General features: G+C 34.6%; 17 protein-coding genes and 1 pseudogene. 5 read left to right on the top strand and 13 right to left on the bottom strand.

Annotated elements, in window-relative coordinates:
- Nucleotides 1-231: 231 nt before the first annotated feature.
- From LD272_RS11740 to LD272_RS11730, 3 genes are all read right to left on the bottom strand, one after another.
- Nucleotides 232-519 carry a hypothetical protein gene (locus LD272_RS11740; RefSeq protein ID WP_226036795.1) on the bottom strand — a complete coding sequence of 96 codons (288 nt, stop codon included), beginning with the start codon at nucleotides 517-519 and terminating at the stop codon, nucleotides 232-234.
- A 388-nt stretch (nucleotides 520-907) separates the two neighbouring features.
- The gene (locus LD272_RS11735; protein ID WP_226036794.1) at nucleotides 908-2,041 is read right to left on the bottom strand and encodes a plasmid pRiA4b ORF-3 family protein; all 1,134 of its coding nucleotides are present in this window, start codon (nucleotides 2,039-2,041) and stop codon (nucleotides 908-910) included.
- A gap of 41 nt (nucleotides 2,042-2,082) precedes the next feature.
- The gene (locus LD272_RS11730) at nucleotides 2,083-2,625 is read right to left on the bottom strand and encodes a hypothetical protein (protein ID WP_226036793.1); all 543 of its coding nucleotides are present in this window, start codon (nucleotides 2,623-2,625) and stop codon (nucleotides 2,083-2,085) included.
- A 294-nt stretch (nucleotides 2,626-2,919) separates the two neighbouring features.
- Here LD272_RS11730 and LD272_RS11725 point away from each other — a divergent pair, with 294 nt between their 5' ends.
- Nucleotides 2,920-3,426, top strand: a complete 507-nt coding sequence (locus tag LD272_RS11725) for a hypothetical protein (RefSeq protein ID WP_226036792.1) — start codon at nucleotides 2,920-2,922, stop codon at nucleotides 3,424-3,426.
- 144 nt (nucleotides 3,427-3,570) lie between these two features.
- Here LD272_RS11725 and LD272_RS11720 read toward each other — a convergent pair whose 3' ends face one another.
- The 5 genes from LD272_RS11720 to LD272_RS11700 all read right to left on the bottom strand — a co-directional run bounded on the left by LD272_RS11720 (nucleotide 3,571) and on the right by LD272_RS11700 (nucleotide 6,112).
- Nucleotides 3,571-3,762, bottom strand: a complete 192-nt coding sequence (locus LD272_RS11720) for a hypothetical protein (RefSeq protein ID WP_226036791.1) — start codon at nucleotides 3,760-3,762, stop codon at nucleotides 3,571-3,573.
- Between the two features lie 57 nt (nucleotides 3,763-3,819).
- On the bottom strand, nucleotides 3,820-4,137 hold the full coding sequence (locus LD272_RS11715) for a type II toxin-antitoxin system RelE family toxin (protein WP_226036790.1): 318 nt from the start codon (nucleotides 4,135-4,137) through the stop codon (nucleotides 3,820-3,822).
- Nucleotides 4,130-4,381, bottom strand: a complete 252-nt coding sequence (locus LD272_RS11710) for a hypothetical protein (protein WP_226036789.1) — start codon at nucleotides 4,379-4,381, stop codon at nucleotides 4,130-4,132. The genes LD272_RS11715 and LD272_RS11710 overlap by 8 nt, the downstream gene beginning before the upstream one ends.
- Nucleotides 4,382-4,545: 164 nt before the next feature.
- Complete coding sequence (locus LD272_RS11705) at nucleotides 4,546-5,562, bottom strand: oxidoreductase (protein ID WP_226036788.1); 1,017 nt, start codon at nucleotides 5,560-5,562, stop codon at nucleotides 4,546-4,548.
- Nucleotides 5,563-5,773: 211 nt separating this feature from the next.
- Entirely contained in the window at nucleotides 5,774-6,112 is a 339-nt protein-coding gene (locus LD272_RS11700; RefSeq protein ID WP_226036787.1) for a hypothetical protein, read from the bottom strand.
- 326 nt (nucleotides 6,113-6,438) lie between these two features.
- Here LD272_RS11700 and LD272_RS11695 point away from each other — a divergent pair, with 326 nt between their 5' ends.
- Complete coding sequence (locus LD272_RS11695) at nucleotides 6,439-7,182, top strand: hypothetical protein (RefSeq protein ID WP_226036786.1); 744 nt, start codon at nucleotides 6,439-6,441, stop codon at nucleotides 7,180-7,182.
- A 27-nt stretch (nucleotides 7,183-7,209) separates the two neighbouring features.
- Here LD272_RS11695 and LD272_RS11690 read toward each other — a convergent pair whose 3' ends face one another.
- Nucleotides 7,210-8,745 carry an N-6 DNA methylase gene (locus tag LD272_RS11690; protein ID WP_226036785.1) on the bottom strand — a complete coding sequence of 512 codons (1,536 nt, stop codon included), beginning with the start codon at nucleotides 8,743-8,745 and terminating at the stop codon, nucleotides 7,210-7,212.
- Nucleotides 8,746-8,981: 236 nt separating this feature from the next.
- Between LD272_RS11690 and LD272_RS11685 the strand changes: the two are divergent.
- A pseudogene (locus tag LD272_RS11685) lies at nucleotides 8,982-9,128 on the top strand (IS1595 family transposase); the annotation flags it as partial.
- Between the two features lie 69 nt (nucleotides 9,129-9,197).
- The gene (locus LD272_RS11680) at nucleotides 9,198-10,040 is read left to right on the top strand and encodes a nucleotidyltransferase family protein (RefSeq protein WP_226036784.1); all 843 of its coding nucleotides are present in this window, start codon (nucleotides 9,198-9,200) and stop codon (nucleotides 10,038-10,040) included.
- Between the two features lie 103 nt (nucleotides 10,041-10,143).
- Here LD272_RS11680 and LD272_RS11675 read toward each other — a convergent pair whose 3' ends face one another.
- The 4 genes from LD272_RS11675 to LD272_RS11660 form a co-directional block, all read right to left on the bottom strand.
- Nucleotides 10,144-11,160 (bottom strand): oxidoreductase, encoded by a 1,017-nt coding sequence (locus tag LD272_RS11675; RefSeq protein ID WP_226036783.1) that lies wholly within the window; start codon nucleotides 11,158-11,160, stop codon nucleotides 10,144-10,146.
- 541 nt (nucleotides 11,161-11,701) lie between these two features.
- Nucleotides 11,702-12,154 (bottom strand): toxin-antitoxin system TumE family protein, encoded by a 453-nt coding sequence (locus LD272_RS11670; RefSeq protein ID WP_226036782.1) that lies wholly within the window; start codon nucleotides 12,152-12,154, stop codon nucleotides 11,702-11,704.
- Nucleotides 12,129-12,818, bottom strand: a complete 690-nt coding sequence (locus LD272_RS11665; RefSeq protein ID WP_439647394.1) for a helix-turn-helix domain-containing protein — start codon at nucleotides 12,816-12,818, stop codon at nucleotides 12,129-12,131. Before LD272_RS11665 ends, LD272_RS11670 begins: the two co-directional genes overlap by 26 nt.
- 899 nt (nucleotides 12,819-13,717) lie before the next feature.
- Complete coding sequence (locus LD272_RS11660; RefSeq protein WP_226036781.1) at nucleotides 13,718-13,954, bottom strand: DUF2316 family protein; 237 nt, start codon at nucleotides 13,952-13,954, stop codon at nucleotides 13,718-13,720.
- Between the two features lie 303 nt (nucleotides 13,955-14,257).
- Here LD272_RS11660 and LD272_RS11655 point away from each other — a divergent pair, with 303 nt between their 5' ends.
- Nucleotides 14,258-15,520: an FAD-binding protein gene (locus LD272_RS11655; RefSeq protein WP_226036780.1), complete on the top strand. Its 1,263-nt coding sequence runs from the start codon at nucleotides 14,258-14,260 to the stop codon at nucleotides 15,518-15,520.
- The last annotated feature ends 626 nt before the right edge of the window (nucleotides 15,521-16,146 follow it).

Below are 16,146 nucleotides of genomic sequence, written 5' to 3'. Positions count from 1 at the left end.
TTAAGTCTATTTTTTCCGTGAAAATTTGTGATGACTATCCCACCTGCTAATCATGCACAACCAATCGATTGAAGGAATAACTAGCTTGTTCATTCCGACGTTGATTTCTAGCTACAGGATATGTGCACCAATTATTTTTTAAAAAAAAGACAGGACATCCCTGGCTTTTTCATTTAGTAATTCATTTACTACTATTCAATTAAAATTCTTCAATAGAATAGTATCCTTTTTCTAATTAACTTGTATATAAGCTTCCGAGTTAATATATCGATTATCGTATTGTTCCATAATAAGTAACACTATAATGGTAATTGAAAATATAATCAAAAGAAATAATAGTGTAGAACCCACGAAAATTCCTATTGATTTTACTATCCCAATTTCTTTAATTTTTTTCATCATAAGTTGTCTCTTGTCTTTAAAAGGTCGACATAATAGATTCTTGCTCTTCTTTAACAAAGTCCCCGCTGCTACCGTGAACGCCATTTTTACCGCTACCATTTTCTTTTGTAGGTTCATGCTTTGACCCCTTCTTTGATTTGTAAATCTATTACAATGATAACAATATCTGGAATATCTAACAATGGTTTATATTTCGAACAATAATTCTTATCTGGTTCAACTGTCCATCTTCCTTCAAAAATAAAAAATAAGCTTTGTGGCTCAATACGAACATACGATTATTCCCACGAAACAAGGACCGATTATTACGACTTTGTAAGAGCATTTACGGGACAACAGGGTCAGGCCCTTGTCCCGAAAAAAAATAGTGCCGGAAACCTACACGTAGACACTTATCCAAACGTGGTACCTGGCACCATAACCTAACGAGATATGTCTACTCTACGGGAATAATATCACTGACCCTTCATCTTTTCGCGATGCACGAACCGTCCCCTCGTGTCACCTACAAATACTTTAATCTTCTATTAACTCTATTAATATCAAAATCCAGATACCTTAATCCACCACTCCACCTTTTCATATGTGCATGGTCTGGATGACTTTCATCAGCAATAATTTCAACGAAGTTCTCATAACCACCTTCTCCACCTACATCCTCAGGTGGGGTTTTTCCTTCTCCTTCAAGGCAAATTGGATGATTCTTATCGAAATCCTCAATTACCCGATCCACTTTTATATGATGTATCCAGTCATCACCAAAATCATAAACATAGGTTACTTTTGCTGGCAGATGGTCCGATAGCTTGCTTTCGGTGTCCATTTTCATTGGTATATCATCGTCCCCGTAGCTAAAGGCTTCCTCATTAGACACGAGATTTAAAATAGGCTTATATCCTTCGCCATCATATGCGGGGTGATTATAGGAGAGCGGTTCATTCGTATTCGTATGGTTGCTATCAAAAATGTAAAACTCATGAAGGTGGTAATTCTTCCAATCAAATGCTGCTTGTATCGTCTCATGCAGTTGACGGAAAGATAAATTTATTGGTACGACTAATTTCCGGAAAATTTTAAATTTCTCAAGGCGTAGCGTAATCGTTAACTCCACGGCTTTTGTTTGAATAACTGGTTTACCTGCAAACACTTCCAAGTCTTTATATAACATTTGATGAGGATGGAAATAATCATTCTTTCCATCTCCAACCAAATCCCTGCTAATCTCGCGACTCAAAGCTAGTTGGTAAATGGTGTCAGGGTCCAACAATTTATGATAAAAATACACCAAATCACAGGCCTTGTTCATTCGGGCAACAAGTGACCTATTCTTTGTTTTTGCGTAGGTAATTATATTGCTAGAATCGATATATTGATCGATTACGTCGTTACGAATCCCTTCCTGTTCAAAGGTATTGCGGATAGCTAGTAGGATAATTTTATCACTATTTTTAAAATCCTTTGCCTTTAGGCCGTGCAGAACAATTGCATATCGATTTTTATCATTCACTAGCACTAGTGTTTTCCGTCGGTTTATCGTTAATAGATTCGCATGCCATGAAGTAAGAGGCGTTTCCTCCTCTATTGTTTCCGGCGTCCTTTTTAACTGATCCAATAACTTCTTCGTACATTGAATGTGCATAGAGGCTTACCTCCTTTTTTATTTATATACATCGGTATCCTCTAATAAAGCTCATAGAAGGATTCCTGTCCAATGTGACGAACATATTCCTCCACAAGCTTTTGTAAATTTTTCGAACTATCTAATGGAATCCAGTCGTCCACATCATCAAAAAAGCAAAACCTTTCCACTCCAAACTCTCTAGTATCTTCGTCAAGGAGTTCAAAACGCATTACGGCTTGATAATCCTTTATCTTATCTAAATTAATTGCACCAAGATTAGCAAGATTAGTTACTGGTGTTGAAAGGGTATAAACCGTAATGAACTCTTTTTTTATATCCAGTTTAAAATCACTAATCAGACAATGTTTGCTCATTGCTGTCTCTATTATTTTTATTTCCTTGTCATCGAGTACTTTTTTAATTGCTTTACGCAAAAATACCCTACCATTTGGATTTTCATAGATTTCATAGCCCTCTGGAATCTTGTCCACATCGGCACCAGCACTTTTTTTGGAAAAGTGATAGGTTGCATTTCCTTTTTTCGTCATGCGTTTGTGCAAGTAGTACATATCTCCACGAAAGTTCTCATAAGTAATTGCCATTTTTTACACCACTTTCTATAAATAAGAAATGTCTTGTCTTTATTCTATTATTATATCAATAGTAATGAAAACTTAAACAATCTACTGTACGTTATAGTAATAAATATGAAAAAATAAAAGTGTAGTTATCTTGTTCCATTTGATATTATTTCAAAAAGAAATCACCTGATATTATGAACTAATGAACCGATTAAAAGCCCATATAATGATTGTTTTTTGTATTAAACTACTATTGAAGTAAATGGCTAACTTTTGACTTTTTCAAAAGCTGTCATTTGTAAAAGGAGTTTTATCATGGGAAAGAAGAAACGGGGCCACTACTGTAGACAATGTGGAAGAACACGTCCAAACGAGAAATTCAGTGGGAAAGGGCATCGACAGCACATTTGTAAGGATTGTAAGAGAAAAGGAAAACAAGTTAATCGACCTCAAGTGGACAACTATGATCGTGAATTGAACAAACTTAATAAGGCGGTACGGAATGGCCTCATCCTGTACACCCGAAGATCAAGTTTTTTCTTATTCGAATATCAAAAACAACGTTATGTAACAAGGGATGACTTTGAGTCAGAAATTTTTTGGTATAATCCCAGCTCAACAAAAAGGTTCCAGTTAGAAGATTCGTTGTTACCGAGCCAACCCCTGCTTGAGGTATTGTTTAAAAATTTCTATGAAGTAATGGAATGTGGGTTTATAGTAGACTACGACGATTTTTATTTAGAAGAAGAATGTTTGGATATTCCAAAAAATCGCCGACTCCATTTAGAGGTAATTGCATCTATTAAAAATCTAGAGCGATAAGAACGTTAGCTTATCACCGGGGATCTGACGGTTCTTTTGTCCTGATTTCTCATTAATTGGAAATGTGCATGAGAAGGATCTGACCACATCAAATCTCAAATAGAGGCTCTCTTCTATTTTTCACTTGAGTCAATTTATTTCTAATTAAGGATTAGCTGCCTGTACTTTACTACTTTGATAATCACGTATGACTAGATCCATAATCTTTTTGACAGGTAATTTGGATTTGAATTCATGTACTCTTGCACCTGAAAACACTAAACCATCCTCTACGTCACCATCCATTGATTTAAATAATGAATCTAACGTGCAAAATTGGAAGGAACATTTTTTCAAACAACGATAACTTTTTGAGGGGTTATAGGGGGGTGCATAATAGTGTGGGGGTTCGTTCTAACGGTGAATTGGTAAAGAGTTACTTAAATCAAAACACGCTTCCCTTATCATTCCTTTGTATATTTCACCCCTACTACCTACGGCAATAACAAAAATAAGTAATTCCTTATTTTTTAGCTCATAAATGATTCTAAAATCTCCAACACGCAAACGAAAAGCACTGTTAATACCTTTCAAAGGACTAATATCAAGATTCAAAGTTTGGTATGGGTTTTCAGCCAAGGTAAGCAATGCTTTCTCTAGTCGCCTTCTGGTTGGTTTGTCTTGTTTTTTAATATATTTAGCAGCTTGTTTAGAGTATAAAATTTCATACATAATCTTCTTCTCCAAATACATCTTCATGAGTATAATATTCGCCATTTTGAAATTCGCTTTTAGCTTTATTTATTGCCTTAACTTCCTCTTTAGTTAGCTCTACCAAAGGAAAATCATCTTTATAGTTCATTTTATCGCGTTTGATTTTCATATAACGCATTTTTCCAACAACTTCAGAAACTTGCTCATCTTCAAGTTCATCCAACAATTCATGCGCTAGTTTTCGAATATCTTGAATAGCCATCGTAACACCTCCAAAGAAATAGTATTTTATTAAATTATATAATAAAGGTCAGTCACAGTCACTTTAATAAGCAATTTTCCGAAAAAAGGTGCCAGACCCTCCTTGTGGACACTTGTCCATGAGATGGGTCTGACCCCATCAACTCAGGCGCCGCTGCGACCACTCTACTCCAAACCTTTCACTCCAGTTTCTAATATTTCCATTTGAAGTAGTGTCTGTTCGTCTGTTATGGTTTTATCTTTGCCATGGATGATGGCTTCATATAAATCATCATATACTCTTCCATAATCGCCATTTACGGATTTCGGTTTTTCTTCGTGGACTGTTCCTTCTTCATCAATATATGTCAGTACACCATAATGTTTGATGGTATCTAGACCAAAATCTTTGTTATCAGGCATGTAAAATAACTTTAAATGCTCTTCCTGACGATCTTTGGTTTCTTTTACAAAGCATCCCTTTTTGCCATAAACGACGAAGCTAGGTCTTTCTTTCAGTCTAAAATAACTGGATTTTATAGATACCTTCAACTCTCCATAATATAAATCTATATCAAAATAATCGTTCTTTCTTCCTTGTCCCAATAACTGCCTTACATCATAATGGATATGATCTGGCTTGCCAAAATAGCTGATAGCCTGATCTAGTGTATGGCAGCCATGTCCATATAAAAATGACGAAGCAGGATCAAAAGAATGAACAGACTCAGATGCTTCGGGACGATAATAGTCAAAATGCATTTCCACTTCCAGCAAGTCCCCTATTTTCCTTTCTTCAACGACCTTTTGTACGGTTAAAAAATCACTATCAAAACGTCTGTTTTGATATGCCTGAACGATTAATCCTTTCTCACTGGCCAATGCAAATATTTCTTTTGCCTGTTCAGAGGTTTCCATAAACGGCTTTTCAACCAAACAGTTTTTATTATGTTCTAATACCAATTTTGCGTATTCATAATGACTGTCATGTTGGGTGCAAATAACAATCAGTTGAATGTCTTTGTCATGTAACAATTCATCTAAATCAGAAGTATACTTCACTCCTGGAATACGATCCCAACTATCATGGTCAGGATTTCTCCGATAAATGGTTTGTACCTTTATATTCTCTCTTTGCAACACGAACGGCAGATGATATCTGTTCGTGCTTTTCCCATTTCCAATATAACCGATAGTAAGCATAACAGCCTCCTAAAATCTTGTAATTATTCGGTATTCATAACTATCTCCTGCTATAAGTATAGATGGGAAATGGAAATTTTTCTATAACTTAGCAAAAGTGAAGCATAGTATGCTTACAGCCACAAGAATGGTGGAAATGTTCTGGACCTCCTTGTGGACACTTGTTCATGAGAGGGTCAGACCCTATCAACTCTCAGAAAACTAACATTCATTAAATACCAAGATCCTTTTCTAATTCTGTCTGACTTTTCTTAATAGTTTTAGATAAAAATTCACACAAGGGACCATTATCTTCATTATTAATTAGATTCCTAAATTTATTAACTAGTGTAAGGTACCCTTCGAAATATTGACTATTGTAATCACTATCGTTATAAATCATAAAATATTCATGATAGTCTTTTGTAGCAATTTTGTCTTCAATTTGTATTAATACAGATTGCCAGTTTTTTATTCTTTTCGAATGGATAGGCTTTTTTGCTTTCACTTCAGATTTTTCCTCATCCTCTATTTGTCTGATATATTGTTCCACTTCCAATTTGTATTGCATTAGCTCTTTTCTTTTTTTATATTGGACCTATTTCTTTCCAATGTTTCTTTGTAAATTCTACAAAAGGTCTGATAGGTAGTTTCATAATACTCCCTCCATCTATTAATATTTTTAACTTATCAGGAAAATTGAAACACATACCTGAGAGGATAAACATTCATTACAGAAAAAAGTGGTTCTCTGTCAAATGTGGTGGTGTGTTTTTCACTCCACCACATTTGACAGAGAACCATACATTTTACATCGAAGTCAATAATTATTAGAAATTTAAGAATTACCACATGTTATAATAGACAAATATACACTTTTTACGAGGGGGATTCTAATTGAATAGAGACATGATAATACATAACCTTGAACAAGAAAGGGATTTTCTTGAAAAAAATATTAATCAATTAATTCAAGACCGCATTAAATATATTCCCATTGCTAATAACGAGCTAATGCCCTTTGGCTGGAGAAAATCTGCAAAAGGAAGAACAGTATGGAGAATCGTTGAAGAAGTTATCAGTCAAAATTTAGAAAAATATTATCATGATTATGGTTTTAAATCAGTTGTACCAGCTAGTTCCGAAATTGGCGTCTATGACTTTGAATTTGAGTTGGAAAATGGCGTAAAGTCCTATGTTAATATAAAGTCTGCTGTTATTAATGGAAGAGTAAACAAAGATGATATTTCTAAAGCTATTGGACTAATTGACTTTTTAACACAAAACCCTACTAGTAACTTATACGTTGCAACATTTCTAATAAACTTTACAAGTGAAATGGAAATAGAACTGGTAAAGTGTATAATATGCCCTACAACATGGATTCCAGATGTCTATGTAAACCCTAGTAACAACGGTAATCTACAATCAAGTCAGTATAAAAATTTAAACGAAATGGTTCCACGCACAAATGAAGAATTCTTGGCGGAGTTAATAGAAGAAAATAAAATTGCAAAACTTGGCGGGAAAACAAAATTAAAGAAAAGTATAAGAAAAAGAATGGATAATGATGAAACCATTGTAGAAATTTCAAACGCTTTAAAACTAAGCATAGAACAAATACAAACAATCTCAAATTAAAAAAAGAGCTTGGAAGTTTCCAAGCTCTTAAGTGTTTTTTATTAGGTCTAAGTTAAATTTTTTAATTTTTTTAATGGTGTTATCACTTAATAATGCACATCTATTTACTATATGATTAATTTCATTTAATAATTTTTGATAGGATTCTCCGTCATTTGCCTTATCGTGTGCCTCTTTAGCTAAATGACCTAAATTAGTTTTATCATTTTCATTTATATTAATTAAAGGAATACGAGAAACATAACCAGAAGTAATCATATTAGATCTTATTAATATCCCTCTAACTAAGTAACTTACTAATTCTGAATTCAAATAAGCTAACAGCCACCAAGCCTCATGATCATCGCAAATTATGTTTGCATTGACTCCATACGTAGAGTCTTTAGGAAGCTTAGCAGCTGTAAATTCAACTCCCATTGAAGAACAGGTAATTCCAGGTTCATATAAGAGCTTTTTATTTCTGACCATAAAGTTCTTAATCTCAGAATCAAATTTCAAAAAGTCCTTATGCAAATATAAATTATTTTTAGTGAAAAATCTATTTTTACCTGGATTTTTGTAAAATGGTATTATAAATGGATCTTCCTTTACTTTAGAGAGATACAATTGATCATTACCCGTTGAAATACCTGTTATACATTTAAACTTTTCTCCAAGTCGATCATTTAAGAATAGACTTTTAATATCATCTGGACATTCAATTATAAATTCATAACCGTCTTTAGGATTATTCAATATAATATCTGACAACTTATAAACTTTTTGATTGCTGGCTCTAAAATTGGTAAGTTGTTTTTCTAATTGAATTTCAAAATCTCCTTTTGATAAGGGTCGATTACTAACAAAAACATCACTTTGAGACGACTTTCCTTTTTGTAAAATAACTATACTTGTTCGTACATCAGCATCTTGCTCATGAAAAAGGTCATTAGGACACATAGTTATTTCATGAATTGTACACTCGCTTAAAATCTTATTTCTTAATCCTGAATGAGCCTTTGCGGTGAAAAATGAATCATAAGTAATAAGACCAATTAACGAACCTTCTTTTGCTATATCAATTATGGCTGAAATGAACATGCTATACATATTGTGCACTCCAACCTCAGGAAACAGTTCTTTTAAATTCGATTTATTGCTCTTAATATAATCAACCTCATGGCAATTATAAGGTGGATTAGCTATTATATAATCATAACCTAGGTCAGTTGATTGCTTACTTTCATACGCCACATCGCTATAATTATCCATAGTCATTTGTGACCCGTTTTGACTTCTCTTAATTTCCGAATAAAATTCGATAAAGTCTTTTTGAATAAAATTACTTCTGTAATCCTCTTTATATTTGTACACGTCTATACCATCAACAAGTTTATTATTTTGAAAGAATTCTTCTAGCAACTCTTCTTTTCCAACACATGGGTCAAGTACTGTTTGCCCATTTGGATTTAACATTAGTAATCTACTACTAATGTATTTTGAAACAAAGTTCGGAGTATAATAATAACCTAATTCACGTCTATCGATGTTATCCTTTTCTAAAACTTTTGCATGTCTACCCATATTAATACGTCTCCTTCTGCTGAATTAATATCGTAACATATTTTCTACAAGTATTTACAATTAATTATATTATACCACGCAAACACTCGTTCGCTAATTTTATTTTTGATATTTTTCTATTAGTTACTTATATTTCACTTATCCTGGAAACGAAGAAAACCAAGTAAAAAGTTACTTAAAATGATTATGGCAATTTTAAATATTGAAATAGAACTAGATTAATTGAATTACACACGACTAAGTATCTAAACAATTATCTTACATTAGAAGGAATTCATCATCAGCGAAACAAAGTTACAATGAACGATATAATGATGAAAGGGATTTTATTTCCAAGCATTGAAACCTATGATACCCTTAGGATACCTACTTTCACGACTTAAACATTGAATCTTGTTCAACCAATGAGTATATATCGAAACTGAGTCTTAAAGAAATGGGGACTTTTAAATATGACTGAAATTAAAGAAATAGGATCTTTATGTTCTGTAGACGACGAAGGCTATATAATAAGCCAGTCTGATCCCAAAAAAATCAATAATAAATTTCAAGAAGTAATCCGACTAATAAATGAAAGCTGCCTTTTTGTTTTACCAAAGGAAATTCACAGCATTTATATAAGAGGATCTGTGCCAAGAGGGTTAGACATTGTAGGTGTATCTGATATTGACGTAATAATAGTAACCTATTCTAATCCTCAAGATATTGATCTTGATTGGGTGGAGGAAACTGAACAATTTATTGATCAAAAATTCCGTTTTATAAACGGTGTAGAATTAGGATTCTACCCTTTAAGTGAGATTGAGGAGTCAAAATATTGTTCCATGATCCCATTTATTCTAAAAACCTATGGTATTTGTGTTTATGGCGAAAACCTAATAAGTAAGCTCCCTGATTATAAACCCGACAGCTCCTTGGCAAATGAACACCTCATTCACTTAACATCTCTGATTGATAAAGCCAAGCATGATTTAACAGGAAATGACGACATTGAGGACATTAAGGATTGCTGTTCATGGATCATGAGAATTATTGTGAGGGCTGGTGGTGCGCTTGTCATTGTTCAAGAACAGTCGTACACAAGGGATCTATTCCCAGCCTATAAACTATTTTCGAAGCATTATCCTGAAAAAGATCAAGAGATGAGAACAGCGCTTTGGTACGCAATCAACCCATTATCAAGTTCAGAAGAAATATTGAAATTCTTGAATCACTTTGGAAGTTGGATAAAGGCTGAAACAGAAAATTGGCTTAAAGTTTATAACCCAACAAGTGAAATACATCTACCGCTTTGATAATGTTAATAAACCCATTAAAAAAAGGCGCCAGACCCTCCTTGTGGACACTTGTCCATGAGATGGGTCTGACCCCATCAACTCAGGCACCGCTACGACCACTCTACTTCAAATCTTTCACTCCAGTTTCTAATATTTCCATTTGAAGTAGTGTCTGTTCGTCTGTTATGGTTTTATCTTTGCCATGGATGATGGCTTCATATAAATCATCATATACTCTTCCATAATCGCCATTTACGGATTTCGGTTTTTCTTCGTGGACTGTTCCTTCTTCATCGATATATGTCAGTACACCATAATGTTTGATGGTATCTAGACCAAAATCTTTGTTATCAGGCATGTAAAATAACTTTAAATGCTCTTCCTGACGATCTTTGGTTTCTTTCACAAAGCATCCCTTTTTGCCATAAACGACGAAGCTAGGTCTTTCTTTTAATCTAAAATAACTTGATTTTATAGATACCTTTAACTCTCCATAATATAAATCTATATCAAAATAATCGTTCTTTCTTCCCTGTCCCAATAACTGCCTTACATCATAATGGATATGGTCTGGCTTGCCAAAATAGCTGATAGCCTGATCTAGTGTATGGCAGCCATGTCCATATAAAAATGACGAAGCAGGATCAAAAGAATGAACAGACTCAGATGCTTCGGGACGATAATAGTCAAAATGCATTTCCACTTCCAGCAAGTCCCCCATTTTCCCTTCTTCAACGACCTTTTGTACGGTTAAAAAATCACTATCAAAACGTCTGTTTTGATATGCCTGAACGATTAATCCTTTCTCACTGGCCAATGCAAATATTTCTTTTGCCTTTTCGGAGGTTTCCATAAACGGCTTTTCAACCAAACAGTTTTTATTATGTTCTAATACCAATTTTGCGTATTCATAATGACTGTCATGTTGAGTGCAAATAACAATCAGTTGAATGTCTTTGTCATGTAACAATTCATCTAAATCAGAAGTATACTTTACTCCAGGAATAGGATCCCAACTATCATGGTCAGGATTTCTTCGATAAATGGTTTGTACCTTTATATTCTCTCTTTGCAATACGAACGGCAGATGATACCTGTTCGTGCTTTTCCCATTTCCAATATAACCGATAGTAAGCATAACAGCCTCCCAAAATCTTGTAATTATTCGGTATTCATAACTATCTCCTGCTATAAGTATATATGTGAAATAACAATTTTTCTATAACTTAGCAAAAGTGAACCACGGGTGATTACAGCCACAAGAATGTACCACCTTTGCCATGTTTGTACTACTAGTTGCCACCGATTGCTGTCAAAGTATTTAGCAGAAGAAACTTTAGAGATATTAAATAATAAAGCCTAATCCTCTTATTTTGACCGAGGAATTAGGCTTTTGGTTTTCCACAATCTCGCCAGATTGTGGACTATTATCTTTTATTGCATAGTATCGTTGTACTGTGCAGCAATATTGACAAACTATTAGCCGGTTTTGTATTAAGTATCCGAAGGTAATCTTTAGTATCTAAGTGAGTTAAGTTTTCTAACACCTATGCAATCACAATCACACCAAGTAAGTAACCTAACTCAAATATTTAATTAGAAACACAATTTGTTTTCTTCAGATAAAAAGATAAAAAAATCTGCAGGCAAGGAAATTCCACAGACTCTTTTTATTTGATCTATTTCTTTTTAATTACAGTATTGGTATGTTGTCTGACGTATGTATGCTGTAAATTCTCACCATTGACTATAAAGACCATAATCTTAAATAGCTCTTGAAGATGTTTATTTTTTATACGTTTACTGGCTTTTAAGTCATGTATATCAGTTGCAACATGCATATGGAAAGGTTCAGTGTCAGTCTGATCCTTTTTCTCTTCATGTGGTTCGGAATGGAACTTCATGATTATGTTACCTTCGCCATCGTAATAATCGTAATGGTAAAACTCTATAAAATCCTCTTTAATAAACTCCTGACATGTGAGCTTCGACATATCATTGAAAAGAATCGTCTTTCTGATGGCCCCTGGTGGGGCATTCTTTAATCCAACACAACCATTTCTTATCTCTGCAATCTCTTCAAACTCTTCTTCAATAAAGAAAAAACTAGTTTTGGGAATTCCCGTAGACATTTAGACTCTCTTGTCTCCGTAAGAAATATTTCCACGTAGACATATCTGTTCGTTCTTCAGGAGTCATTTCATCTAACGACTTTTCTCCTAATGTCTTCGTGAATTCGCCATGGTACTTTTCTTCGTATAATGCGAGTTGGTTGATAATGAAGAGAGATTCGTTGGTATCATATAAATTTCCTTCAGGTTCAGCTTGCTCATTTTCATAGGTCTGAACATATCTAGAGACAGGGTATTGTTTCCCATTCCTTGATTTATATAGTGTATTGGCAGAAATACGGACTTGTTTGTTTGTTTCATCACGGTTAACCCCAATGAAACGACCCTCATTAATCCAGTTATTTATGGTAGTAATAGATACTCCAAAATATTTAGCTAGTTGGCCAGTCGTGTAGGTCGGCGCAAAATCGCTTTCCTCGGATGCGATATTTGCCATGTATTCTAAGATGTCATTCAAATAAGATTGTACTTGTTCATTGTTTTCCAAGATAGATTCTTGTAACTCACTAAAATTTAACTTATTTACGTTAGTCTTGTCCAAAAAATTCACAAGAACTTTGAATAAAAGTAAGCTTTCACTTTCATCTTGAAAAATACGTTGGGTCAAGTCACCTCTACGTCTTACGAATTCTCTTTTCTCGAACGTAGTAAGCATAATCATCACCTCTTACCTCCTATAATACACCAAACTACAATCAAACTGCAAGTAACTGCAAGTTAATTATTATCATCTTACTCAAAAAACTTCGAGTTTATTCCTCTAGAAATGTACAAGTTATATATTTAATTGGCAAAATAGGATTTCAAAGAATTAGGGAAACCTACTATTTATATCTTTTTTTAACAAGACCTAATTTTTAAAAATCCCCATAGAAAAAAGGACACTACTTTATGAGTCCTCTTTTCTTCAACTAAAGCGCTGTATATGATAACTTGAACCACAATGACAATTGAAAAATGAACCACTCTAGTAGAAAATGAAACTGACAAGATTGTTTATTAGGGGAAAATATGGGGTGATTGATTTAAAACAAAAACATGATGTTATTGAATTATATCCCCTTTACTCAGAAAAAGACTCTTATAAATATATTTTCTAACTGTATTTCTACTGATTGGAAGTCCTTTTTCGATATTTCTTTCATTGAACCCTTTGATATATGGATACTCATTAAACATTGTAAAACTCAAGTGTTTTTATTTGCTGTTTGTAACATAGTAGAAATCCAAGTATCAATAAACTAATTTATAATTTCCTACTGCATAATAAAAGGACAAGGGCGCGTGTTGGCCCCTGTCCAGTGAAGGAAGGATGAAATACTTTTGGTGAGTTACTTAAAAACATTCTGTAGCATTATCCATCGCTAACACCTCATTTAAAAGTATTTGCTAATGGTTATCTACATTCACTTGTTTGTCGATCACCAACACCTCATTTGCATGAAGATTGTGATTCCTACCTTAACTGTTATGGTTAAAGTTCATCCAAGTTGTTTTTCACTGACACCTCATCTATTTCTTTTTTCCTTCCTACATCACTTAGTATGTCTAACAATGTAGATTTTACTCAGAATAAGAAGAAGGTTCCTTTCCCTGTTCTTTAAGCTTCTCCTCCAAATAATTACGCAAAGTCGATACTGCCGCTTCATCAGAGGTAGGACCAAGTTTTATCGTTTCGTCAAACTGCTCGTGACTGAAAGCTAGGTCAGCTTGAATAACTTCTGGTGTTAATCCAGAAAGCTTGAAATTGTCTCTTAATTCTTTCCCCACATTGTTTCGTTGTTCAGGAGTTAGACTCATTTTATCACCTCCAATTAAGTCATCATGTCATCATTTTTCCCAATTATCTTTTTCTTACTATTGATTAGCTTTTCTTCCGGTCATCTCCCAAAGCTTTGAAAAACGTTTAACTTTTGACACTTGGTGATAAGAATTTACTGGAGCACAAGGCTATGGGGGCTTATCATCTTTGTGGACACTTGTCCATGAGAAAGGTCAGACCCCATCACTTCCGAAAAGTAAAAATTTTCAATCTCTGTTAAAATGAACTGATACGGTCAAGTATGAAGAGTTCTATAATGGCTTAGTAGAGGAGAATGTAAGATGACAAAACAACGAAATTGGGCAGGCAACTATATATACAGTGCAACGAATTGGCATACACCTGAAACGGTTGCCGAAGTGCAGCAGCTGGTGAAAAAATGTAACCGATTAAAGGTAGTCGGCTCTCGTCACTCATTTAACGATATTGCTGACTCAACAGAAAATATCGTCTCCCTTGAGAAACTGAATAAAGTGGTGTCTTTTGACAGCAAGCAACGCAAAATTACAATTGAAGCGGGGATGAAGTACAGTGAGGTTTGTCAATATCTTGATGGAACTGATCTGGCACTCCATAACCTTGCATCACTTCCGCACATTTCTGTTGCGGGAGCTTGTGCAACGGCAACACACGGATCAGGGAATAAAAATGGAAACCTGGCTACCATTGTAAGTGCAATAGAATTCGTTAATGGGCATGGTGAGATCGTTTCCATCTCACATGAAGAAAATGAAGAAGAAATAAAAGCGTTAGCCGTTAGTCTTGGTGCAGCCGGAATTATCACAAAGCTTACCCTTGATTTAATACCATACTTTCAGGTAAGACAAGACGTTTATGAAAACTTATCCTTCAAGAATTTTCATGAAAATGATGAAGCGATATTCTCAAGCGGTTATAGTGTCAGTTTATTTACCGATTGGAAGAGTGAGTGTTTTAGACAAGTTTGGCTGAAGCGTTCTATTACGGACAAGGACACGATTAACTTAACATCCCAATTTTACGGTGCCCAATTGGCAACAGAAAAATTACACCCTCTACCTGGTCTCGAGACGGATCCCTGTACGGATCAATTAGGTATTCCTGGACCTTGGCATGATCGATTAGCACATTTCCGCATAAACTTAACACCGAGCAGCGGGCAAGAGTTACAGAGCGAATATATTATCCCACGGAAATATGTCGGTGATGCAGTTAAGGCACTTAGTCCATTAGGTAAGGACATCGCACCATTGTTACTAGTATCTGAGATTCGCAGTATCGCCGCTGATGATCTATGGATGAGTATGAACTATAAACAGGAATCGATAGGAATACACTTTACTTGGAAGGATGATTGGGAAGGAGTAAAGCAGGTGTTGCCAAAAATAGAAACAGCGCTTGAAGCCTTCCATGCCAGGCCACACTGGGGAAAATTATTTACAATGGACCCAAAGAGGGTGCAATCATTTTATGAGAAATTGCCTGAATTTCAGAATTTAGTGCAGAAATATGACCCTGAAGGGAAATTTCGCAATGAATTTTTAAATAAATATATCTTTGGATAAACTGACCAAGGGCCTGCCAGACCTAACTGTAAAGGATAAAAAGGTATTACCAATAGCAAATAGGTAAATAGGTATTTAAATTGACTTCATTGATTGAAGGATTTACTAAATAAAACTTGATGTACCGTATTGCGAAGCTGGTTCTCGGAGATTAAGTAACAATTGTCTTTCAAGCCCCATGGATATACTTATGAAGATCCTGCTTAATAGTTTTTTAAAAAAAGGTGGTGACCATCCTAATGAATAGGTCAGGCACCACATATGTACAAATGTCCACATGTGGTGCCTGTTTCATAGTTATGTTGCTAGCAGACTTTTTATTATTAGACAAGCACACATCCAATAGAAAACAATATACATAGGCATTATCAAACGATAGACTGGCATATGGATTCCTATAATAATAGAAGAAGACAAAAAGGTTTAGGATCGATAGCACCTATTCAATATAAATAAAAAAGCTTGACCCCGAACCGCATGTGACTACTTGACAGGCGTACGTTTATACGCTTACTGACCCCATCAACTGAAGGGATTTTGAAGTGAAAAAGCCTAATCCTCTTTATTTTCACCGAGGAATTAAATTCATAATCCTCCACAAACGCTCCGTTATTTTAAATACAATC

The organism is Aquibacillus saliphilus (genome assembly GCF_020404745.1).
GTDB lineage: Bacteria > Bacillota > Bacilli > Bacillales > Amphibacillaceae > Aquibacillus > Aquibacillus saliphilus.
The sequence above is the reverse complement of the archived record's forward strand: the minus strand, read 5'-3'. Positions and strand labels throughout refer to the sequence as shown.